Annotated in this window: 11 protein-coding genes and 1 tRNA gene; all 12 read left to right on the top strand. The window is 38.2% G+C overall.

What is annotated here, in order from left to right:
- The first annotated feature begins 1 nt into the window (after position 1).
- A complete protein-coding gene (locus tag EF384_RS01030) occupies positions 2–3,724 on the top strand; it encodes a PD-(D/E)XK nuclease family protein (protein WP_123779130.1) in 3,723 nt (1,240 codons plus the stop codon).
- Complete coding sequence (gene addA / locus EF384_RS01025) at positions 3,702–7,526, top strand: helicase-exonuclease AddAB subunit AddA (protein WP_233569995.1); 3,825 nt, start codon at positions 3,702–3,704, stop codon at positions 7,524–7,526. Before EF384_RS01030 ends, addA begins: the two co-directional genes overlap by 23 nt.
- A gap of 121 nt (positions 7,527–7,647) precedes the next feature.
- A tRNA-Gly gene (locus EF384_RS01020) sits at positions 7,648–7,718 on the top strand.
- A 108-nt stretch (positions 7,719–7,826) separates the two neighbouring features.
- Positions 7,827–8,495 carry a ribonuclease H1 domain-containing protein gene (locus EF384_RS01015; protein ID WP_123779129.1) on the top strand — a complete coding sequence of 223 codons (669 nt, stop codon included), beginning with the start codon at positions 7,827–7,829 and terminating at the stop codon, positions 8,493–8,495.
- 46 nt (positions 8,496–8,541) lie between these two features.
- Positions 8,542–9,006, top strand: coding sequence for a signal peptidase II (gene lspA / locus EF384_RS01010; protein ID WP_123779128.1), 465 nt, complete (start codon positions 8,542–8,544; stop codon positions 9,004–9,006).
- Between the two features lie 38 nt (positions 9,007–9,044).
- On the top strand, positions 9,045–10,001 hold the full coding sequence (locus EF384_RS01005) for an RluA family pseudouridine synthase (protein ID WP_233569994.1): 957 nt from the start codon (positions 9,045–9,047) through the stop codon (positions 9,999–10,001).
- A gap of 81 nt (positions 10,002–10,082) precedes the next feature.
- Positions 10,083–10,307 (top strand): YneF family protein, encoded by a 225-nt coding sequence (locus EF384_RS01000; protein ID WP_123779127.1) that lies wholly within the window; start codon positions 10,083–10,085, stop codon positions 10,305–10,307.
- A gap of 160 nt (positions 10,308–10,467) precedes the next feature.
- A complete protein-coding gene (locus EF384_RS00995; protein ID WP_123779126.1) occupies positions 10,468–12,237 on the top strand; it encodes an ABC transporter ATP-binding protein in 1,770 nt (589 codons plus the stop codon).
- Positions 12,224–14,035, top strand: coding sequence for an ABC transporter ATP-binding protein (locus EF384_RS00990; RefSeq protein ID WP_123779125.1), 1,812 nt, complete (start codon positions 12,224–12,226; stop codon positions 14,033–14,035). Before EF384_RS00995 ends, EF384_RS00990 begins: the two co-directional genes overlap by 14 nt.
- Positions 14,025–14,696: a lysophospholipid acyltransferase family protein gene (locus EF384_RS00985; RefSeq protein WP_233569993.1), complete on the top strand. Its 672-nt coding sequence runs from the start codon at positions 14,025–14,027 to the stop codon at positions 14,694–14,696. Before EF384_RS00990 ends, EF384_RS00985 begins: the two co-directional genes overlap by 11 nt.
- A 33-nt stretch (positions 14,697–14,729) precedes the next feature.
- Entirely contained in the window at positions 14,730–15,218 is a 489-nt protein-coding gene (locus tag EF384_RS00980) for an AI-2E family transporter (RefSeq protein ID WP_123779123.1), read from the top strand.
- A gap of 208 nt (positions 15,219–15,426) precedes the next feature.
- Positions 15,427–18,627 carry an SNF2-related protein gene (locus EF384_RS00975; RefSeq protein ID WP_123779122.1) on the top strand — a complete coding sequence of 1,067 codons (3,201 nt, stop codon included), beginning with the start codon at positions 15,427–15,429 and terminating at the stop codon, positions 18,625–18,627.
- The last annotated feature ends 23 nt before the right edge of the window (positions 18,628–18,650 follow it).

Here is an 18,650-nt window from a genome sequence, read left to right as displayed (position 1 = left end):
AGTGAGTTTACAGTTTATCTTGAAAACACCCACCAAAGATAATATGACGAAAATCTATCAAGATATCGATCAATATTTACAAGCTGACGCAGACCATCAAGTGTTTATTATCACTGACGATAACATGAAATTTGAGATGGAAATGAAAGTATTGCGCGAAATGCGTAAGGTCCAATCAACTGGCGATAAGGCTAGCGATGGTCAACATGTCGGTATGATGCGATTACAAGTCCAATCCTTTAAACGCTTGGCATGGTATCTTTTGCAAAAACAAGACGCCAAACGAACTACAGGCATCAGTGATATTGCAAATATCATGTTAATTGGACGTGTCTTAGCTAGCATCAAGGACGACTTGGTCGTTTACCGTGGTGAATACAGCCAAATCGGTTTTATTGAAGCTTTAGCAGACCTGTTCAAGGAATTACAAGACGGTCAAATTTCAGCTGCATTCTTAGCGGATACCATGGATCAATTTGCCGAAAATCCAAATCCACTTGTAAAAAATCAAGTGAAAAAGATGAAGGAAATTGCCTATATTTTTAATCACTATGAAACGGCTGTTGCGGGTGAAACCCTAGGTGAAGAAGATGTTTTCGACCAGTTACGTCAGGCACTTCAAACACAAGATTTAAGTAAAACCAAAATTATCATCACAGGTTTTGATTATTTTAATGCTCAAGAGTTGGCAACAATCGTAACCCTTTTAGAACATACGCCATCTGTCCAAATCGTCTTAAATCTAGACCATGATTATAGTCAGCAAAATCCCGAGTGGTATGAATTGTTCACTGTCACAGGTAAAACCTATCATCAATTAATTAACTTCGCACGAAGCCAACAACTTGAGGTGGATTATCCTATATATGCAGAAGCGAACGACAGTTATGATCCAGCTTTTCAAGTATTAGACCACTATCTACAGACAGATAACCGGATTGAACGAGTGGATACCGCGCAAACTGCAGAGAATAAAGCGCTGATTCAGTCTATTATGGAAATTTGGGAAGTGCCATCTGTCTATATGGAAGCTGATCAAGTAGCCAGTCAAATTTATCAATTGATTGCAGATGAAGATAAGACTTTACGTTATAAAGATATTCAAATTCTGCTGCGTGATGAAGATGCCTATCAATACGCTTTAGAAGCAGCGCTAAAAGCCAATGATATCCCATATTTCGCCAATTTCCAGGATGCCATGGATTTGCATCCCCTCTATCATTTTATGAGTGCCTTATTCAAGGTCTACCGCAATAATTGGCGCTACCAAGATGTTTTCGACTTGTTGCGAACTGACTTATTGACGCCTTTAGATATTGACGACCTGACGGATTCGGTGCCAGTAGCGAATACCATAGTAGAAGATGAAGCACCTGGTTTAATCCAGGTGCAAACACGTTTTCGTGATGCCATCGATTTAACAGAGAATGTCGTTTTACGAAACGGCTACGAAGGCCAATTCTGGTGGTCAACAGACCGCACGTGGTCATATATCTTGGTAGATGAAGACGGCGAAAAAATGGGTACCGAACGCGACATTGCCATCGAAGCAACTGCCAATCGCGTAAAATCCTTTTTAGCCGGCGTTTTACAGCCATTATTTGTGAACTGGAAAAGAGCACAAACAACTACCGAAGCCGTAACCTACTTTTACCAATTTTTAGTGAAAAGTGGGGTGCCCGATAGCTTAATGGCATGGCGAGATCACTATCTTGCCCTAGGTCACTTGCAAGAGGGTCGTCAACACGAGCAAGCATGGCAAACTTTTGTCAATATGCTTGATGACTACGTCCAATTATTTGGTGAAGAGCCATTTGATGTTGACTATTTCTTCAGTATTTTAGACATTGCCTTTCAAAATGCTAGCTATGCCATTGTGCCACCAACTATGGATGCCGTGACAATTGCGTCATTCGATGAAGGTAAAGTAAAACCTAAGAAAATCACCTTTATCATGGGCATGTCCAAATATGCTTTGCCTCAAACCTATGAGGAGAAATCACTATTAACTGATGAGGACCGCGAATTGATGGCCGCGAAGTTGGATGACTTGCAGGCTTTTAAGTTGTCGGCGACGACTAAAAACAATAATGAAGCATACAAGGCCTATTTAGCCTTTTTATCAGCAACAGAACACCTATACATTTCCTACCCAATTAACAATGGAGACAAGAGTACTGAAGGCTTGTCACCGATGATTCAGCGCATTGCGCAAGCCTTTGATATCAAGACCAAACACTTGCGTCAACCGGATGCGTCCATGAATACGCCAGTGACCTTGAAACTGGGGAATGGCCATTCTCAAGTACGTTATTTATTAAATGCCATTGCCCAAAGTAAACATCAAGGGCAAGCCATTGCTACTGCATGGCAACCCGTATATCAACAGGTGACGGAACATCAAGCAACCACCAATTTATTGAAATGGTTGCGGACAAGTCTGGACTACCATAACATCGTGCGTCCATTGACTGCTGAACTAGCTAGGGAATTATATGGTGAAGTGTTAAGCGTTTCAGTATCACAATTAGAACTCTATAACCGTGATCCATTCTCTTATTATTTAAAATATGGCTTGAAGTTAAAAGAACGACCAAGCTTTAAACTAGATGCCTTGCAAACGGGGAATTACTTCCATGATGTACTGGACCATGTTTTTAAAGCTATCGATGCCCGTGATTTTGATATGGCCAATTTGTCGGAAGCTGAAGTGGATAGTATTTTAGCTGATGTCATGAAGGCTTTTGAAGATTCGGCTATTTATCCTGAATATACTGTTTTTAGCGTCAATAATCGTAATCATCATTTACAAAATGCCATGAAAGATACTTTACGTTTGTTAATTGAAAATATCATCAAACAAAAACAAGCGGTGCATTTGAAGACAATCGAAACCGAGCGTACTTTTGGTTTTACGACTTCAGAAGAAGAAACGGATACATTGACCCAATTCCACTTGGCCAATGGTCAGGAAGTGCGTTTACGTGGTAAAATCGACCGTTTAGATGCAGCTGAAACCACTGACGAAACGGGTAACCATCAGTATATCCAAGTGGTGGATTATAAATCTTCTAAACATGATGTGAAATTTGATGAAATTTATCTTGGTGCGCAATTACAATTGTTTACCTATTTAGGTGTAGCGCTTGAAGCATTAAGACGTGAAGGACATTCCGTTCAAGCCTTGGGTGCGTTTTATCAACGTATATTCCAACCGATGGTGAAAATCAAAGAACAAAAAGACCTAACGGATGCGAATATCGAAGAAAAAATCATGTCAGAATTGAAACTTTCTGGGTACGTGCGCGCGGATTACAATGTATTAGATGAAATTCATGAGGGTGGTTTACCAGCCAGCGCTAAATCAACAGTATATAGTGCTACACGTAAGAAAGACGGCGACTTTGATAGGTATTCTAAAGTGTTAACGCAAGACGAAATTGAGCAGATGCTGGGCTTCGTACAGCAAAAAATTGTGGAAACGGCCGAAGAAATTGTGTCAGGACATATTGCCTTGTACCCAATTGAAGGTGATAAATTTATCCCATCCATGACTGAGCCGTACCGTTCAGTGTCCATGTTTGATGCGACAGATTACATGAATAAATATCGCCCGCATCCAAAATTAGACAAGGAAAACTTCTTTAAGGTAATTCAAGCCAATCAAAATGACCAAGATACAGACGAGGAGGAGACGCTAAATGATGAAGAAACAACGCATTAGACAGACCGCAATTCCAATTCAAACCGAAGAAAATGCACGCTATACCGCTGATCAGTGGGCTGCAATTCATTTAGAAGGCAACAATCTTCTCGTTTCAGCGTCTGCTGGTTCTGGGAAAACGAGTGTTCTTGTCCAACGTATCTTGCAAAAAATTCGACGCGGCTACGGTGTAGATGAATTGCTGGTCGTGACTTTCACCGAGAAAGCAGCCAGCGAAATGAAGGAACGTTTGGAAGTAGCGCTACAGGAAATGATCAATGAAGAGTTTGATTCAGATATGCGCCAACATTTTCTCCAACAAATTGCTAAATTACCGCAAGCCAATATTTCAACCATCGATGCCTTTTGTAAGCAAGTAATCCAACGCTACTATTTCTTAATTGATTTAGACCCGGTTTATCGTTTACTGACAGACGCTACGGAAAATACTATGCATTTAGAAAATGTCTGGGAGCAATTAAAAGAAGATTTGTTGGGTCAAGATGAGCCTAATTATTTATTGATAACTAGACATTTTGCGAGTGACCGTAAGGATGATAGTATTGATCAACTGATGTTTGATTTATACAACAAATCACGTGTACATACGGATCCAAATGCCTGGTTAGATGGGTTATTACGTCATTATCCAGATGAGGGTGTGGCTTATGGCGATTCGACTTTTTATCATGAGTATGTGAAACCGATTCTTTTGGATGAAATAGATAGTCTAATCAATAATATCCGTGTCTTGAAAACTGATGTTCCGGAAGCTGAGGCCGTTGGTTTTGGCAAAATTGTGGAAAGTCTTAAGAGTGAAATTACCTATTTAGAAAAGCTCAAGGAACAAATCGATGTTTCCTATAAAGATGCTTATCAAATGACCATTTCGGAAAAATTCCCTGGATTTTCACGTAAAAGCGCTAAAGACTACGATAAGGATGAAGCGCTAATAGCTGAGCATGACCGATTGAAAAGTCGTCATGACGATGTCGTGAAAGGGGTCTACGATAAGGAAATTATGCCGTATTTTGCCTTTGATGAGACGCATCAAACGCAATTTATCCAAGATGCCAAAGCTTTGAGTCAAGCCATTATTGAGATAGAAAAGACCTTTAGTCAGGCAATGACCACCTATAAATTTGGCCAACGTATTCTTGATTTCTCTGACATTGAACTCTTCACTTACCGTATCCTGACCAAAGCAATGGATGCTGATGAGGGCATGAATGAAGCCAAGGCTTATTACCGTCAAAAATTCGAAGAAGTGATGATTGATGAATATCAAGATGTGAATGCCTTGCAAGAGGCCATTTTACAAGCAGTGTCCGGTAACCCAGATGATCCAAACATGTTTATGGTTGGTGACGTGAAGCAATCTATTTACCGCTTCCGTTTCGCTGAACCAGGTTTATTCATTCGGAAATTTAACGATTTTGCTGATGGTGAAACGGGGAATCGCATAATCTTAGCGGAAAACTTCCGTTCTCGTGCGGATGTGTTAGATTTCACCAACTTTATTTTTCGTCAAGTCATGGACCCGCAAGTAGGACAAATTGCCTATGATGAGGATGCTGCTTTAAAACTTGGTTTTACAGCTTATCCGGAAACGAATACCATGCAAACAGAAGTACTACTTTATGACGAAAAAGATGCCGAAACAAGCGAAGAATCATCATTTATCATTGAGGACCTAGATGACGATGGACCAACTGATGGTACACGCATGCAAGCAGAATTAATTGCCCAATCCATCCTTGAAAAAGTGAACGGCAAACATATGATTTATGACAAAAAATTGCAGGCAGAACGCCCAATTACCTATGACGATATTGTCATCTTGGTAGCGACTCGCCGTAACCATTTGGAACTAGAAGAAGTTTTTGGACAATACCAAATTCCGATTATTTTGGATGATGCCGCCAATTACTTCCAACGTACAGAAATCCGTATCATGCTAAATATTTTGAAATTTATTGATAATCCGTATCAAGATATTCCACTAGCTGCTATTTTACGGTCACCCATTTTGGCACTAGATGAACAGGCCTTAGCGAAAATCCGAATTGCAGATAAGTCAGGTACCTTCTATGATGCCATGAAGACGTATTTAGCGAAAACTGATGAGGATGATCGTATTCATAAGCAATTAGCGCGACTAGACGAATGGCACCAATCATGGCGTGATATTGCCCGAGATAAACCAATCGCAAGTCTGATCTGGCAAATTTATACAGATACGGGCTTCCTTGATTATGTCGCAGGTATGCCGAATGGGGATATTCGTCAAAATAACTTGCATGGTTTTTATCAGATTGCAACAGATTACGAAGCCTCAGCCTTCAAAGGAATTTTCCAATTCATTCGTTTTATAGAAAAAATCCAGGAAAAGGAAAATGACCTTCAAGCACCGAAAAGTGGCGATGATGCACGTAATGCCGTCAATGTATTCACCATTCACCATTCAAAAGGACTGGAATTTCCGCTTGTATATGTCTACAACATTTCCAAACGCTTCAATGTCCAAGATTTAAGAGGGCCAGTTATTTATAATGATGAAGTGGGTATCGGTGTGAAATTAAATGACCGGTCACGTAACATTTCATATCCCAATGTATTTGAACTCGTGGCCAAACGTAATGAGAAGAAGGATATGTTAGCCGAAGAAATGCGAAAACTATATGTAGCTTTAACCAGGGCAGAACAGCAATTGGTTTTGGTGGGTATGGTAAAAGATTTCGATAAGGCTGTGGAAAAATGGCAAACTGTTTTAAGTAATCAAGAAATTTTATCTGCTAACGGTCGTCTAAAAGCCTTATCTATTTTAGATTGGGTTGGACCGGCCTTGTTACGCCATCATGATTTTGACGCGGTTAATGAAACTGTGCATGTAGAAGATTACTTAGCCACAGGAAATACCCATTTTAAAGTGGCTGTGCACAATCAAGCAGAAACAGTTGAATTACGTAATCAATGGTTTAGCCAAATGGGGCAAAATAAACAGGATGAAACGCAAGTTGAACCATTTGCTATCGATGCTCTTTTTGCAGACAAGCAAGTTGAAACGCCTGATGTGACCATTGATTTACCACCAGTTGCAATTGAATATGCCTACCAATCAGCGACTAAAACGACCTCATATCAATCCGTTTCAGAATTGAAACGGATGTTGCAGGATCCTGATGAAGCATATTTACAATCTTGGTCAAAAGGGAATCAAAATAGTTTAACCCAGACCTTTAGATATACTGAAGATGAGTATGATCAACCAAAATTCATGCAGGCTGCCCAAGCAGTATCACCGGCAGCTATTGGTTCAGCATCCCATTTATTGATGCAAAAAATTGATTTGGACAGCAAGTTACAAGTAGCTGATTTTAAAGCCTTATTTGACCATTTGGTGGATAACCAATTATTGCAAGATACTTTATGGCCTCATTTAAAAGTAGATCAATTAGTTGCTTTCTTTGATACTGCGATCGGTAAAGAGATACTGAGAAATAAAGATAAACTGTATCGCGAAGAAACCTTCTCACTAGCTATGCCTGGTTCAGAAATTTTCAAAGACATGACTAGCGGAGACGATTTACTTGTCCATGGTACCATCGATGGTTTTATCTTATTTGACGATGAAATTCACTTGTATGATTTCAAAACGGATAGGGTAGCTTATTTAAATGATAAGCAACAAGAAGAAACGCTGATGAATCGTTATCAAGCGCAGATGGATTTATATGCCAAAGCACTTGAAACAATCTGGCATCGACCGGTTACGAGAAAAATGATTATATCTTTAGATACATTAAAAACATTTTTTGTCTAAAAAGACTTGCAAAAATAATACGAGAGGTGCTATAATATCTCTTGTAATATTTTTGCNGTCTAAAAAGACTTGCAAAAATAATACGAGAGGTGCTATAATATCTCTTGTAATATTTTTGCATGCGGGTGTAGTTTAATGGTAAAACCATAGCCTTCCAAGCTATCGTCGCGAGTTCGATTCTCGTCACCCGCTTAAATTTTTCAATATTTGCCGAAAAATCGGTTATAATAAGTGGGACAGTGGTCTCACTTTTTTTATTCTAAAGATCTCTGTAATGCAACGGAAAGTGAGCTTTTATTCATGGGAAAATTTTATGCTGTAAAAAAGGGGCGCCAACCCGGCATTTATACCACTTGGCCTGATTGTCAAAAACAAGTTTCTGGATTTTCTGGGGCTATATATAAATCCTTTGCTAGCAAAGCTGAAGCTGAGGCTTTTATGGGTTCATCGAGTACGAGTAAAGCACCTGCTAAGACGAGTGATGGCCAAGAAATTCGTTGGTTAGGTGACACGCACGCTGTCGCCGTTGATGACAAAGCATCCATGTCAGTTTATGTGGACGGTTCTTTTGACAAAAGTTCTGGCTACTTCGGTTATGGTGGGGTTGTGCTGTATCAAGGTGAGGTTTCTAAGTATAGTGGTGGCCGGAATGATGCGGAATTTGCTAAACAGCGAAATGTGGCTGGAGAAGTGATTGCTGCGATGCAGGCTGTGAATATTGCGCTGAAAGCCAACGCTAAGCAAGTGGTGATATTCCATGACTATATGGGTATTGCGGAATGGGCATTGGGTTCGTGGCAGGCGAAGAATAAGTATACGCAAGAGTATCGCGATTTTATGCAAGCCAAGGCTAAAGAGATTGCCATTGGTTTTACAAAAGTAGCTGCGCACACGGGCGATACTTATAATGAAATGGCAGACCAATTAGCCAAAAATGGTATTCAAGAAGCTAAGAAGGCAAATAGATAAGTCACTATTTGTAAAGGAAGTAATCAAGGTCAAATTAGGAGGAGCTATGTTTTTATACTATATTTTAATCGCAATTATTGTCGGTATTGACCAATTAGTGAAAAATTGGACAGTTGCCAATTTAAATTTATTGGAAGCGAAAGAAGTGATTCCAGGTTTCTTCTCATTATTTTATTTACAAAATGATGGTGCTGCTTGGGGGATTTTCTCTGGTCAAATGTGGCTATTTTACTTGATTACATTAGTTGTTGTTGGTGTCTTGGTGTATATGTTACACAAAGAAGGAAAAGAGTCCCGTTTGCTATCTGTTGGTTTATCCTTCATGATAGGTGGGGCTTTGGGAAATTTCATCGACCGTCTACATTTATCTTACGTTGTAGATATGTTTAAACTAGATTTCATCAATTTCCCGATTTTCAACGTAGCGGATGTAGCTTTAACAATCGGTGTGATTTTAATGTTGATCTATATGCTGGTAACGCCAGAAGAAAAAATGAAGACTGAAAAATAAGAAAACGCAATAAGCAAAAAAGAAGAGGTGATGTCATTTTGACAGAAACAAATGAAATGAAGTTTGAATTTGATTTTCAAGCTGATGAAAGTGTACGTCTTGACCAATTTGTAACGGAAAAATTTACAAGAGAAAGTCGTACGACTATCAAGAAATGGATCAAAGATAAATTAGTGAGTGTAAATGGTAAAGTTGCGAAAGCATCGCTACCATTGGTGAAAGGCGACAAAGTTGTTGTCCAAAAACCTGAAGTTGTAAATGCTGAAGATTTTATTCCAGATCCAGAAAAAATGGATTTAGATATCGTGTTTGAAGATGACGATATTTTAGTTGTGAATAAGCCAGTTAACCTAGTGGTGCATCCATCAGTGAATCATCGTACGAATACATTGGTGAATGGTTTGTTATACCACGTACAGCAAAATGGTTCACAATTAGCAATTGGACGTGAGTCATATCGTCCAGGTATTGTGCATCGATTGGATAAGGATACGACAGGACTTTTAGTTGTTGCGAAATCACAAGTTGCCCTTGAAAAATTAATTGACCAAGTTGCGAATCACGAAATGAAACGTATTTATTCTGGATTAGTTTATGGTGAAATCTTTGAAGCCGGCGGAACTGTAAATGTACCTATTCGTCGTCACGAAAAAGATCGCTTAAAATTTGAAGCGAATGAAAATGGCCGTCATGCCGTAACACATTTTTCTGTAAAACACCGCTATGTTGGCTATACTTTAGTCAATTTCCAATTGGAAACGGGAAGAACCCATCAAATCCGTGTACATGCTCAATTTATGGGACATCCGATTGTGGATGATCAATTATATGCACGCCAATATAAGGAACGCTTTTTCGATGATGAAGGGCAATTATTACATGCCCATCACTTAGAGTTGACGCATCCAGTGACTGGTGAACATATGGCATTTGATGCACCAATTCCAGAACATTTCCAAGCGATTCTAGATGACTTAATCTGGAAACGCGCGTAAATTTCGGAAAAAGTTTTGCAAAAAGGCCTATACTTTAGTAAAATCAATTCTTGTAAGCGTATGAGAGGGGTGTAGATATTAATGAGTACAGGAGCTTGGATTCTGATTGTAATCGTCGCAGCAATTCTTGGTGCGGTCGGTGGATTTTTCATCGCACGTAAATATATGGTGAACTATTTCGAAGAAAACCCACCAATTTCTGATGACATGATTCGTTCAATGATGTTGTCTATGGGACAAAAACCATCTGAAAAACGTGTTCGTCAAATTACACAATCTATGAAAAAATCAACAAAGAAAAAATAATAGCGTAGCGAAACAAACATAAATTGTTTCATACAAATGATAGCCTCCGTGAGTTTTTAATTTACGGAGGCTGTTTCATTGTTCAAAAAGGTGTTATTCTTCGCATTTGGTCAGTATTTGTTAGATAATATAGGAGCTATGTGCATTTAGGAGGGAAGAAATGTTTTCAATATTCAAAAAGCTTGGTTGGTTTTTTAAATTGCGGTGGAAAAGTTACGCCTTTGGGGTTGTAGCCTTGATTATTTGTGCCATTTTGTCAGCTATTACACCTAAGATTGTAGGGAATATGGTAGACCAAATCGCCAATGGTAATCTTACTTGGCAATTACTTGTGACCCAAACAGGATTAATTTTATTTTTCGCATTATTAATGTATGCCTTACGCTATGGATGGCGAACAGCTATTTTTGGTAATTCTACTTTATTAGAATCCATCATGCGTAATCGTTTATTTAGCCATTTTACAAAAATGGATGCAAGTTTTTATCATAAATATCGTACGGGTGATTTAATGGCCCATGCAACAAATGACCTAGCTGCCCTACGTTTTGTAGCTGGTGGTGGGATTTTGACATTAACAGACTCAATTTCAATTTCGATTGTCACCTTATTCTCAATGGTCGTTTTGATTGACTGGAAATTGACTGTTTTGACGATTTTACCTTTTCCATTGTTGATTATTGCAGCAAGAATTTTAGGAAAAATCATTAATGTTCGTTTTAGACGTTCCTTAGAAGCTTTCTCTAGTATGAATGACGAAGTACAAGAGAACGTAGCTGGGATGAAAGTCATCAAAACTTTCGGTGAAGAGGAAGACTATTATCAAGATTTCGTAAAACGTACGGATGATGTGGTGGAGAAAAACCGTCAAGTTTACCTTGCAGATGCGGCATACTCACCAGTCATTGAAATCATCACTGGTTTATCTTTTGTCCTTACAATTTTCTTTGGGACTTTCTTTATTCAAAGTGGCCGTATTACCATAGGTGATTTAATTGCTTATATTTCCTATCTATCTATGATGGTTTGGCCATTACTCGCGGTGGGTCGTTTGGTGAATACCTTGGAGCGTGGGAATGCTTCTTGGGACCGTGTGAAAGAATTACTTGATGAAACATCAGCTATTGTTGAAGCAGATAATCCTATCACCGAACCAATTCATGGGGATATTCATTTTGATATTAAGAGTTTTGGTTTCCCGGATGATCATCAAGAAAAAATTCATGATGTGACATTTGATTTAAAAGAAGGAAATATGCTGGGTGTCGTTGGACGTACTGGTTCAAGTAAAACCACTATCTTTAAACTGTTATTGAGAGATTATGACCAATACGAGGGTGAAATCTTGTATGATGGCAAAAATATTAAAGAATATAGTCGTTTAACCTTATCTAGTGCGTTTGGTTATGTCCCACAAACAAACTTTTTATTCTCAAATACAATTATTGAAAATATTCGTTTTGGGAATCCAAATCTTTCGGATGAAGAAGTGTATGAATATGCCAAATTAGCGGATATCCATGATGATATTATGGCTTTCCCAGAAGGCTATCAAACAGAAGTCGGCGAACGTGGGGTGTCCTTGTCTGGTGGGCAAAAACAACGTCTTGCGATTGCACGTGCCTTAGCAGTTGATCCAGAATATTTGATTTTAGACGATTCATTGTCAGCGGTCGATGCCCAAACAGAAGAAAATATCTTGAACAACTTACGCGAAGCACGCGCAAATAAAACGACAATTGTTGCCGCACAACGATTATCTTCAGTCATGAATGCTGAGGAAATTATTGTTATGGATGAAGGTACGATTGTAGAACGTGGTCGCCATAATGACTTGGTAGCTATGGATGGTTGGTATGCACATACCTATAACCAACAACAATTACAAAGAAAATTGACGGAGGAGGATGACGAAGATGGAAATGAATAAAAAAACAAAATTCTCCTTGGCTGAACAAGGGCACATTTTGAAAGGTATTTTGTCATTCGCCAAACCCTATTGGAAGGAATTTGCCTTTACCTTCGTTGCGACAGCAATTGTTTCTTCAATTGCTGCGTATCTACCTGTCGTACTTCAACGTTATATTGATGAAGTGTTAGGTCAAAATGCAGCAACAATTGGGATTACTACTAGAGTTGCGGCTTTGTATTTTGGCTTAACGATTGTCAAAGTAATTATTTATTACTGTCGAGACTATATTTTTAAGTTGGCTTCTGAAAAAACAGTCGCTCACATGCGGAATACGGTATATCACAAAGTTGTTCATCTGGGCATGCGATACTTTGATCAAACCCCAAATGGATCCGTTGTATCACGCGTGACAAATGATACTGAGACAATTAAAGAATTCTGGCAAGTATTTTTAGCTTTCTTTGATGGCTTGGTAAACATTTTAACGATTACATTTGCCATGTATTCATTGAATGCACGTTTGGCAACGATATTTATTTGCTTTATCCCAATCATGCTGCTATTGATTTACATTTACCAACGTCAATCTACCTATATTTACGGACGTATGCGCCAAGCTTTGTCGTCTTTAAATGCCAAATTGTCTGAATCAATTACAGGTATGTCAATTATTCAAAATTTTGGTCAAGAAAAACGTGCAATGGCAGAGTTTGATGAAGTGAATCAACGATACGTTGTTGCACGTAACGCAATGTTCCGTATGAATGCACTATTATTAATTCCAGCAATTAATGTCTTAGAAGCGATAGCCTTAGTAATCGTTCTGTATATCTTCGGTATTCAAGATTTACAAGGTTTGGCTGTGAATATTGGGGTGCTATATGCCTTTACTTCATATGCGACTTCATTTTTCCAACCAATGGGTCAAATGATGGATTCACTTTCTGTTTTCCAAGATGGTATGGTATCAGGTGCCCGTATTAATGCCTTACTAAACAATCCAGAAATTGCGCCTGAATCAAGTGAGGGTGCAAGTGGTAAAGTCACAGAAGGTCATATTGAAATTAAAGGCTTATCTTTCTCATATGATGATAAAAAACAAGTTTTACATGACATTAATTTAGATATAAAACCAGGTCAAACAGTTGCTTTTGTTGGTCAAACTGGTTCAGGTAAATCTTCTATTATCAATGTATTAATGCGTTTCTATGAATTTAATCGAGGAAATATTTATATTGACGGTCAGTCGATTAAAGATATGCCAATTGAACAATTACGCCAAGATATTGGACTTGTGCTACAAGATTCATTTATGTTCTATGGAGACATTGCACAAAACATCCGTTTGCACGGTGACTACTCGGATGAGATGGTTGCGTCAGCAGCTAAATTTGTAAAAGCCGATGACTTTATTGAAAGTTTAGAAGATGGCTATCACGCTAAGGTAATTGAGGGAGGGGCAGCCTTCTCTACAGGGCAAAAACAATTACTTTCATTTGCCCGTACTATCTTACGTGAGCCAAAAATTTTGATTTTGGATGAAGCAACGGCCAATATCGATACGGAAACTGAGCAAAAAATCCAAACAGGCTTGGCCAATATGCGCCTAGGCCGAACAACGATTATCATTGCCCATCGATTATCAACAATCAAAGATGCGGATCAAATTGTTGTCTTGAAACAAGGTCGCATAATCGAGCAAGGAAACCATGATAGCTTGATTGAAAAGGGTGGTACATACTATAATATGTATCAACTGCAAACTTATTCAGAAGCACATGAAGAATTAGATGAAGGGGAAATCGATGCTTTATAAAATACTATTAGGCATCATTGCGTTAATTATCAACGTAGTGAATGGCCCAACACGATATGAATACGATGATGACTTCGATCCAAGTAAAACCTATTTGGTTATTGGCCCTCACCGTTCCTTATTAGATCCTATTTTTGTTGCCTTAGCCTTACGACCAAAACAAATTGCTTTTATAGCGAAAAAAGAACTACTAGCGAATAAATTTTTAACTTGGTTTTTTACAAGCATCAACATTATTCCGGTGGACCGTGAAAATCCTGGTCCATCAACAATAAAAGATGCTGTCCGCACACTGAAAGAAGGGGACAAATATGTTGGTATTTTTCCTACAGGCTCTCGCTATTCAGATGAAATCAAACCAGGGGCAGTATCCATTGCCAAGATGGGAAAAGTTGAACTTTTACCTGTAAACTACCAAGGACCAATTGAAATTAAAGATATTTTTTCTTGGAAAAGAGAAGATCGAGCAAAAGTACGTGTAGGTAAGCCAATTCAAATACCGGATGTGAAGCGTCTAACGGAAGAAGATACGTTGGCAGTACATCAAGCCATTCAAGATGCTTTTGATGCGAATGACCGTTTGATTGATCCAAATTATCAATACGATATGGCGGCAGCTATCGCTAAACGTGATGCGAAACGTGCTAAAAAAGGTAAATAATACAGTATTTTAAATCAGAAAAGGAGGGGTTATATGCAAACGAATTTTTGGAAACGTGTCGGCTTACAAACAATCGATAATATCAAACTATATTTTGCAGCTGAATTAAAACTCCTCATTTTCACAATGTTGGTATATGGGGTAGCTTTTTGGCTATTAGATATTACGAATGCCTGGTTAATTGCCATTGGCATCAGCTTGGTAGCCTTATTACCAGTTGTTGGTTCAGGTATTGTTTTTATACCTTGGATTTTAATCGAATGGTTGCAAGGCGATGTCCAATTAGGTTGGTGGCTATTTGCCATTTATGTTGGTGTCGAAATTGCCCAAGAAATTATTCAGCCAATTTTAATTGGTAAAGATTTAAAAATTCCATTCTGGCTACCGATTGTTGTGACAATAGTGGCTACCATGATTTTTAATCTGTTTGGTGTTATTGTCGCAAGTATATTAATTCCCTTGATTGCGGCGTATCAACAAGTTAAAGCAGTAGATAAAAACCAAGATAGTGATAAAATTTAATTCGTGAAAAAAGGCTTTTAGTGGCGCCAATTTGTTTGGTGTTCGCTAAAGGCCTTTTCTATTGCAGATTGTCAGTCACCCAGTTGAATATAGATAATGAAAATTGTACAAGTGTATCTAATCGTCCATTAATATATGAATTTTTTCATAAGTTTGATATAATAAATTGATTAAGTAGCAACTGATTCAGAATTTTGGGGTGTATGATATGAAGTGGAGTATTCCAAGTAAGATAATCGAGCAAGGACGCGCTTTGGTGAGAGAAAACCGGGTATTAAAAGTTGTGCCTGATGAAGAAAACACTGTTTGGCGTTCAGAGGTGCTTGATGATGACACATATACCGTCATCTTAGATGGAACTGCTAAAGAAGAAGACGTCTGTCAATGTCAGGTATTTCAAAAGAAAGGCTACTGCGAACATACTGTAGCAGTAGAATTATTTTTACGAGAACTTGGCATGACTCGAGTTTTCAAATTTAACGAAGAATTAAAACGATTTCCAGAAGTCGATGAAGATGCTGAATTACAAGTAAATGAAGTCATCGAAGGCTATTTAAACTTACGTCAAGTGACTAAAGTGATTAAAAAAATGCCTCGATCAAGTCGTGTAAAAGTGACTTTTGAAATTAACTTCGACGAAATTCGACCTTATATTATTTCATACGAAGATATTGCCTACTTGCGTATTCGTGTAGGGGTCAATAACTTGTATTATGTGACAGATTTAGATAAGTTCTTCATGGCTGTTACGCAACAAGGTTTATACATATTACCAAATCGTGATCGTGAAGAGGTTTGGTTATCACCATCTACACTTGGTGAGGAAACCTATGCTTATTTATTGGCATTGGCAAAAGCATATCATTTACGCAATAACTGGTTGTTGATGGTAATGAATGCGCCTGAGAACAAGAAGAATAGTCAACGTTTTTATTTGTCAGGTCAATTGTTTAATCAATTGAAGGATTTATATTTGGGCGAAAGTCATTTAGACATCCGCTTTAAATTTGAAAATGGTGCGATGAAGCCACAATTTTCAAAAGAAAAAGCGCTTATTTTTACCATGACCAGTGAAAATGATTTGTACACCATCACTTGGGACCAAGAGGCTAACTGGTTGGCGAATTATGGCTTAGTGTTGCAGGATGAAACTTTCTTTGAAACGACAACAGAACAAAGTTACTATGAAGATTTACATTATCTACAAGGTTTCTTTGCAGAAAATGATTATAAAATTTCTTTACCACAAGAAGAAATGGCGTATTTCATCAGTTTATTTGGACATTTCTTAACGCAATTTAGTGAATTGGAAAACTTGTCGGCTTTCTTTGATTTAATTCAAGAGGACTTGCAAGTACAAATTACACTAGACGTTGAAGGTACAAGTTTAATGATTACGCCTGAATATGCATATGGTGAATACTTAATTTCGGATGATGCTGAACGACAAGTGCTACCGGATGAAGAATTTGTCCTTGTACGTGATTTCTCAAAAGAGGTTTCGGTTGAAAACACCTTAAAATCAATTGGCTTTGCACCACACAAAGGATCCTTTGTTCAAAAATTCGATAACCTTACTGATGTAATGTCGAATTTAGAAAACTTTGCGCATCTATTTGCGGGTCAATGGCAATTACAATATGGTCGTTTTGTACGCAGTGTTTATGATAATAAAGTAAATGCAACTGTAAAAATGACACCAAGTGATGGTAGTCGCTTCCTAGCTGTAGATTTTGAAATGTCCGACGTAGAACCTGTCGAAATCAATCGTATTTTAAATGCGATTATGGAAAATGAATCATACATTCGTTTACGCGACGGCCGAATTATCGACGTTCAAAATACCATGGATGAAGATCAAAAGAAAATGTTACAACAAATTCAAAATGCCAACAATGATTGGGAAAATGGAGATGTTGTGCCAATCTTCCAAACACTACGTTTCCAAACGCTAGTTGATGGTAATGAAGTGTTTGAAGAATTCTATGACGATATTGTACGTGCGAAAGATAAACCATTTACACCATCTCCAAATCTAAAAGCGACATTATCTGATTACCAGGAAACGGCTGTAAAATGGTTCCGTGGCTTAGCTAAGTATCAATTAGGTGGTTTGCTAGCCGATGAGATGGGGCTTGGGAAAACTGTCCAAACGATTTCATTTATTATTGATTATATTGAAAATAATCCGCATGAAAAATCACTTGTTTTGGCACCAGCGTCAGTTCTGTATAACTGGGCACATGAATTCCAACGTTTTACACCGACATTAAAAGTGGCGGTTGTCGATGGAACAATTGAAGAGCGTGAACAAATTCGAAATGATGATACCATCGATGTATGGTTGACTTCATACCAATCATACCGAAATGACCAAGATGCATATCAAAAAGTAAATCTTGATATCTTAGTACTTGATGAAGCACAAGCTATTAAAAACGATAATACGATTTTATATCGCTCTGTGAAAAAACAAGTTGCTAGTATGCGTATCGGTCTTTCAGGGACACCAATGGAAAACAACTTGAATGAATTCTGGTCATTGATGCAAATTATTGTGCCAGGCTTATTACCAAATAAACATGAATTCCAAAAATTATCTGTTGGGGAAATTGCCCGTATAGCAAGTCCGTTCGTACTAAGACGTACCAAGAACGATGTGGCATTGCAATTACCAAGCAAAACGGTTACCGATCGCTTCAGTATCTTAGATCAAGAGCAAAAGAATATATATCTTGCTTACTTGAAGAAAATCCAAGATCAACTGAACAACGATTCATCAAATGCAGGTCAAATGCATATGGAATTGTTGGCGGGTATTACACGATTACGTCAAATTTGTTGTCACCCACGTTTAGTGAAACATGACTACACTGGTTTATCAGGTAAATTTGAGTACTTCAAAGTTATGCTAAAACGTGCGCTAGAAGCTAACCGTAAAATCCTTATCTTCTCACAATTTACTTCAATGCTAGATATTATGGCTGAATACTTGGCTGAAGAAGGCATTGATTACTTCATGATGACAGGACAAACAAATAAAAAAGTTCGTCAAAATCAAGTAGATGAATTTAACGAAGGTAGTAAATCAGTATTCTTAATCTCACTACGCGCTGGTGGGGTAGGGATCAACTTAACTGGAGCGGACACTATTTTCCTATATGACTTATGGTGGAACCCTGCAGTTGAAGCTCAAGCAATTGGTCGAGCACACCGTATTGGTCAAAAGAACGACGTTGAAGTTGTTCGTTTTATCACTGAGGGTACGATCGAGCAAAGAATCGCTGAACTTCAAGAAGAAAAACGTTACTTATTTGAACAATTATTTGATGATGCAGGCGATGCCGGTCGTCAAAACTTAAGTCTAGATGATTTGAAATACATCTTGGGTGTATCGCAAGCATTATAGATACAAAAGGTTGGGCGCAAGCT

The organism is Aerococcus agrisoli, assembly GCF_003797145.1.
GTDB lineage: Bacteria > Bacillota > Bacilli > Lactobacillales > Aerococcaceae > Aerococcus > Aerococcus agrisoli.
This window is presented reverse-complemented; position numbering and strand designations above follow the sequence as displayed.

What these genes read in the sequence shown, in the direction of transcription:
- EF384_RS00980 (WP_123779123.1), top strand. Translation starts at nt 14,730, where the DNA reads ATGCAAACGAATTTTTGGAAACGTGTCGGCTTACAAACAATCGATAAT.
- EF384_RS00990 (WP_123779125.1), top strand. Translation starts at nt 12,224, where the DNA reads ATGGAAATGAATAAAAAAACAAAATTCTCCTTGGCTGAACAAGGGCAC.
- EF384_RS00985 (WP_233569993.1), top strand. Translation starts at nt 14,025, where the DNA reads ATGCTTTATAAAATACTATTAGGCATCATTGCGTTAATTATCAACGTA.
- EF384_RS00995 (WP_123779126.1), top strand. Translation starts at nt 10,468, where the DNA reads ATGTTTTCAATATTCAAAAAGCTTGGTTGGTTTTTTAAATTGCGGTGG.
- addA (WP_233569995.1), top strand. Translation starts at nt 3,702, where the DNA reads ATGATGAAGAAACAACGCATTAGACAGACCGCAATTCCAATTCAAACC.
- EF384_RS01000 (WP_123779127.1), top strand. Translation starts at nt 10,083, where the DNA reads ATGAGTACAGGAGCTTGGATTCTGATTGTAATCGTCGCAGCAATTCTT.
- EF384_RS01015 (WP_123779129.1), top strand. Translation starts at nt 7,827, where the DNA reads ATGGGAAAATTTTATGCTGTAAAAAAGGGGCGCCAACCCGGCATTTAT.
- lspA (WP_123779128.1), top strand. Translation starts at nt 8,542, where the DNA reads ATGTTTTTATACTATATTTTAATCGCAATTATTGTCGGTATTGACCAA.
- EF384_RS00975 (WP_123779122.1), top strand. Translation starts at nt 15,427, where the DNA reads ATGAAGTGGAGTATTCCAAGTAAGATAATCGAGCAAGGACGCGCTTTG.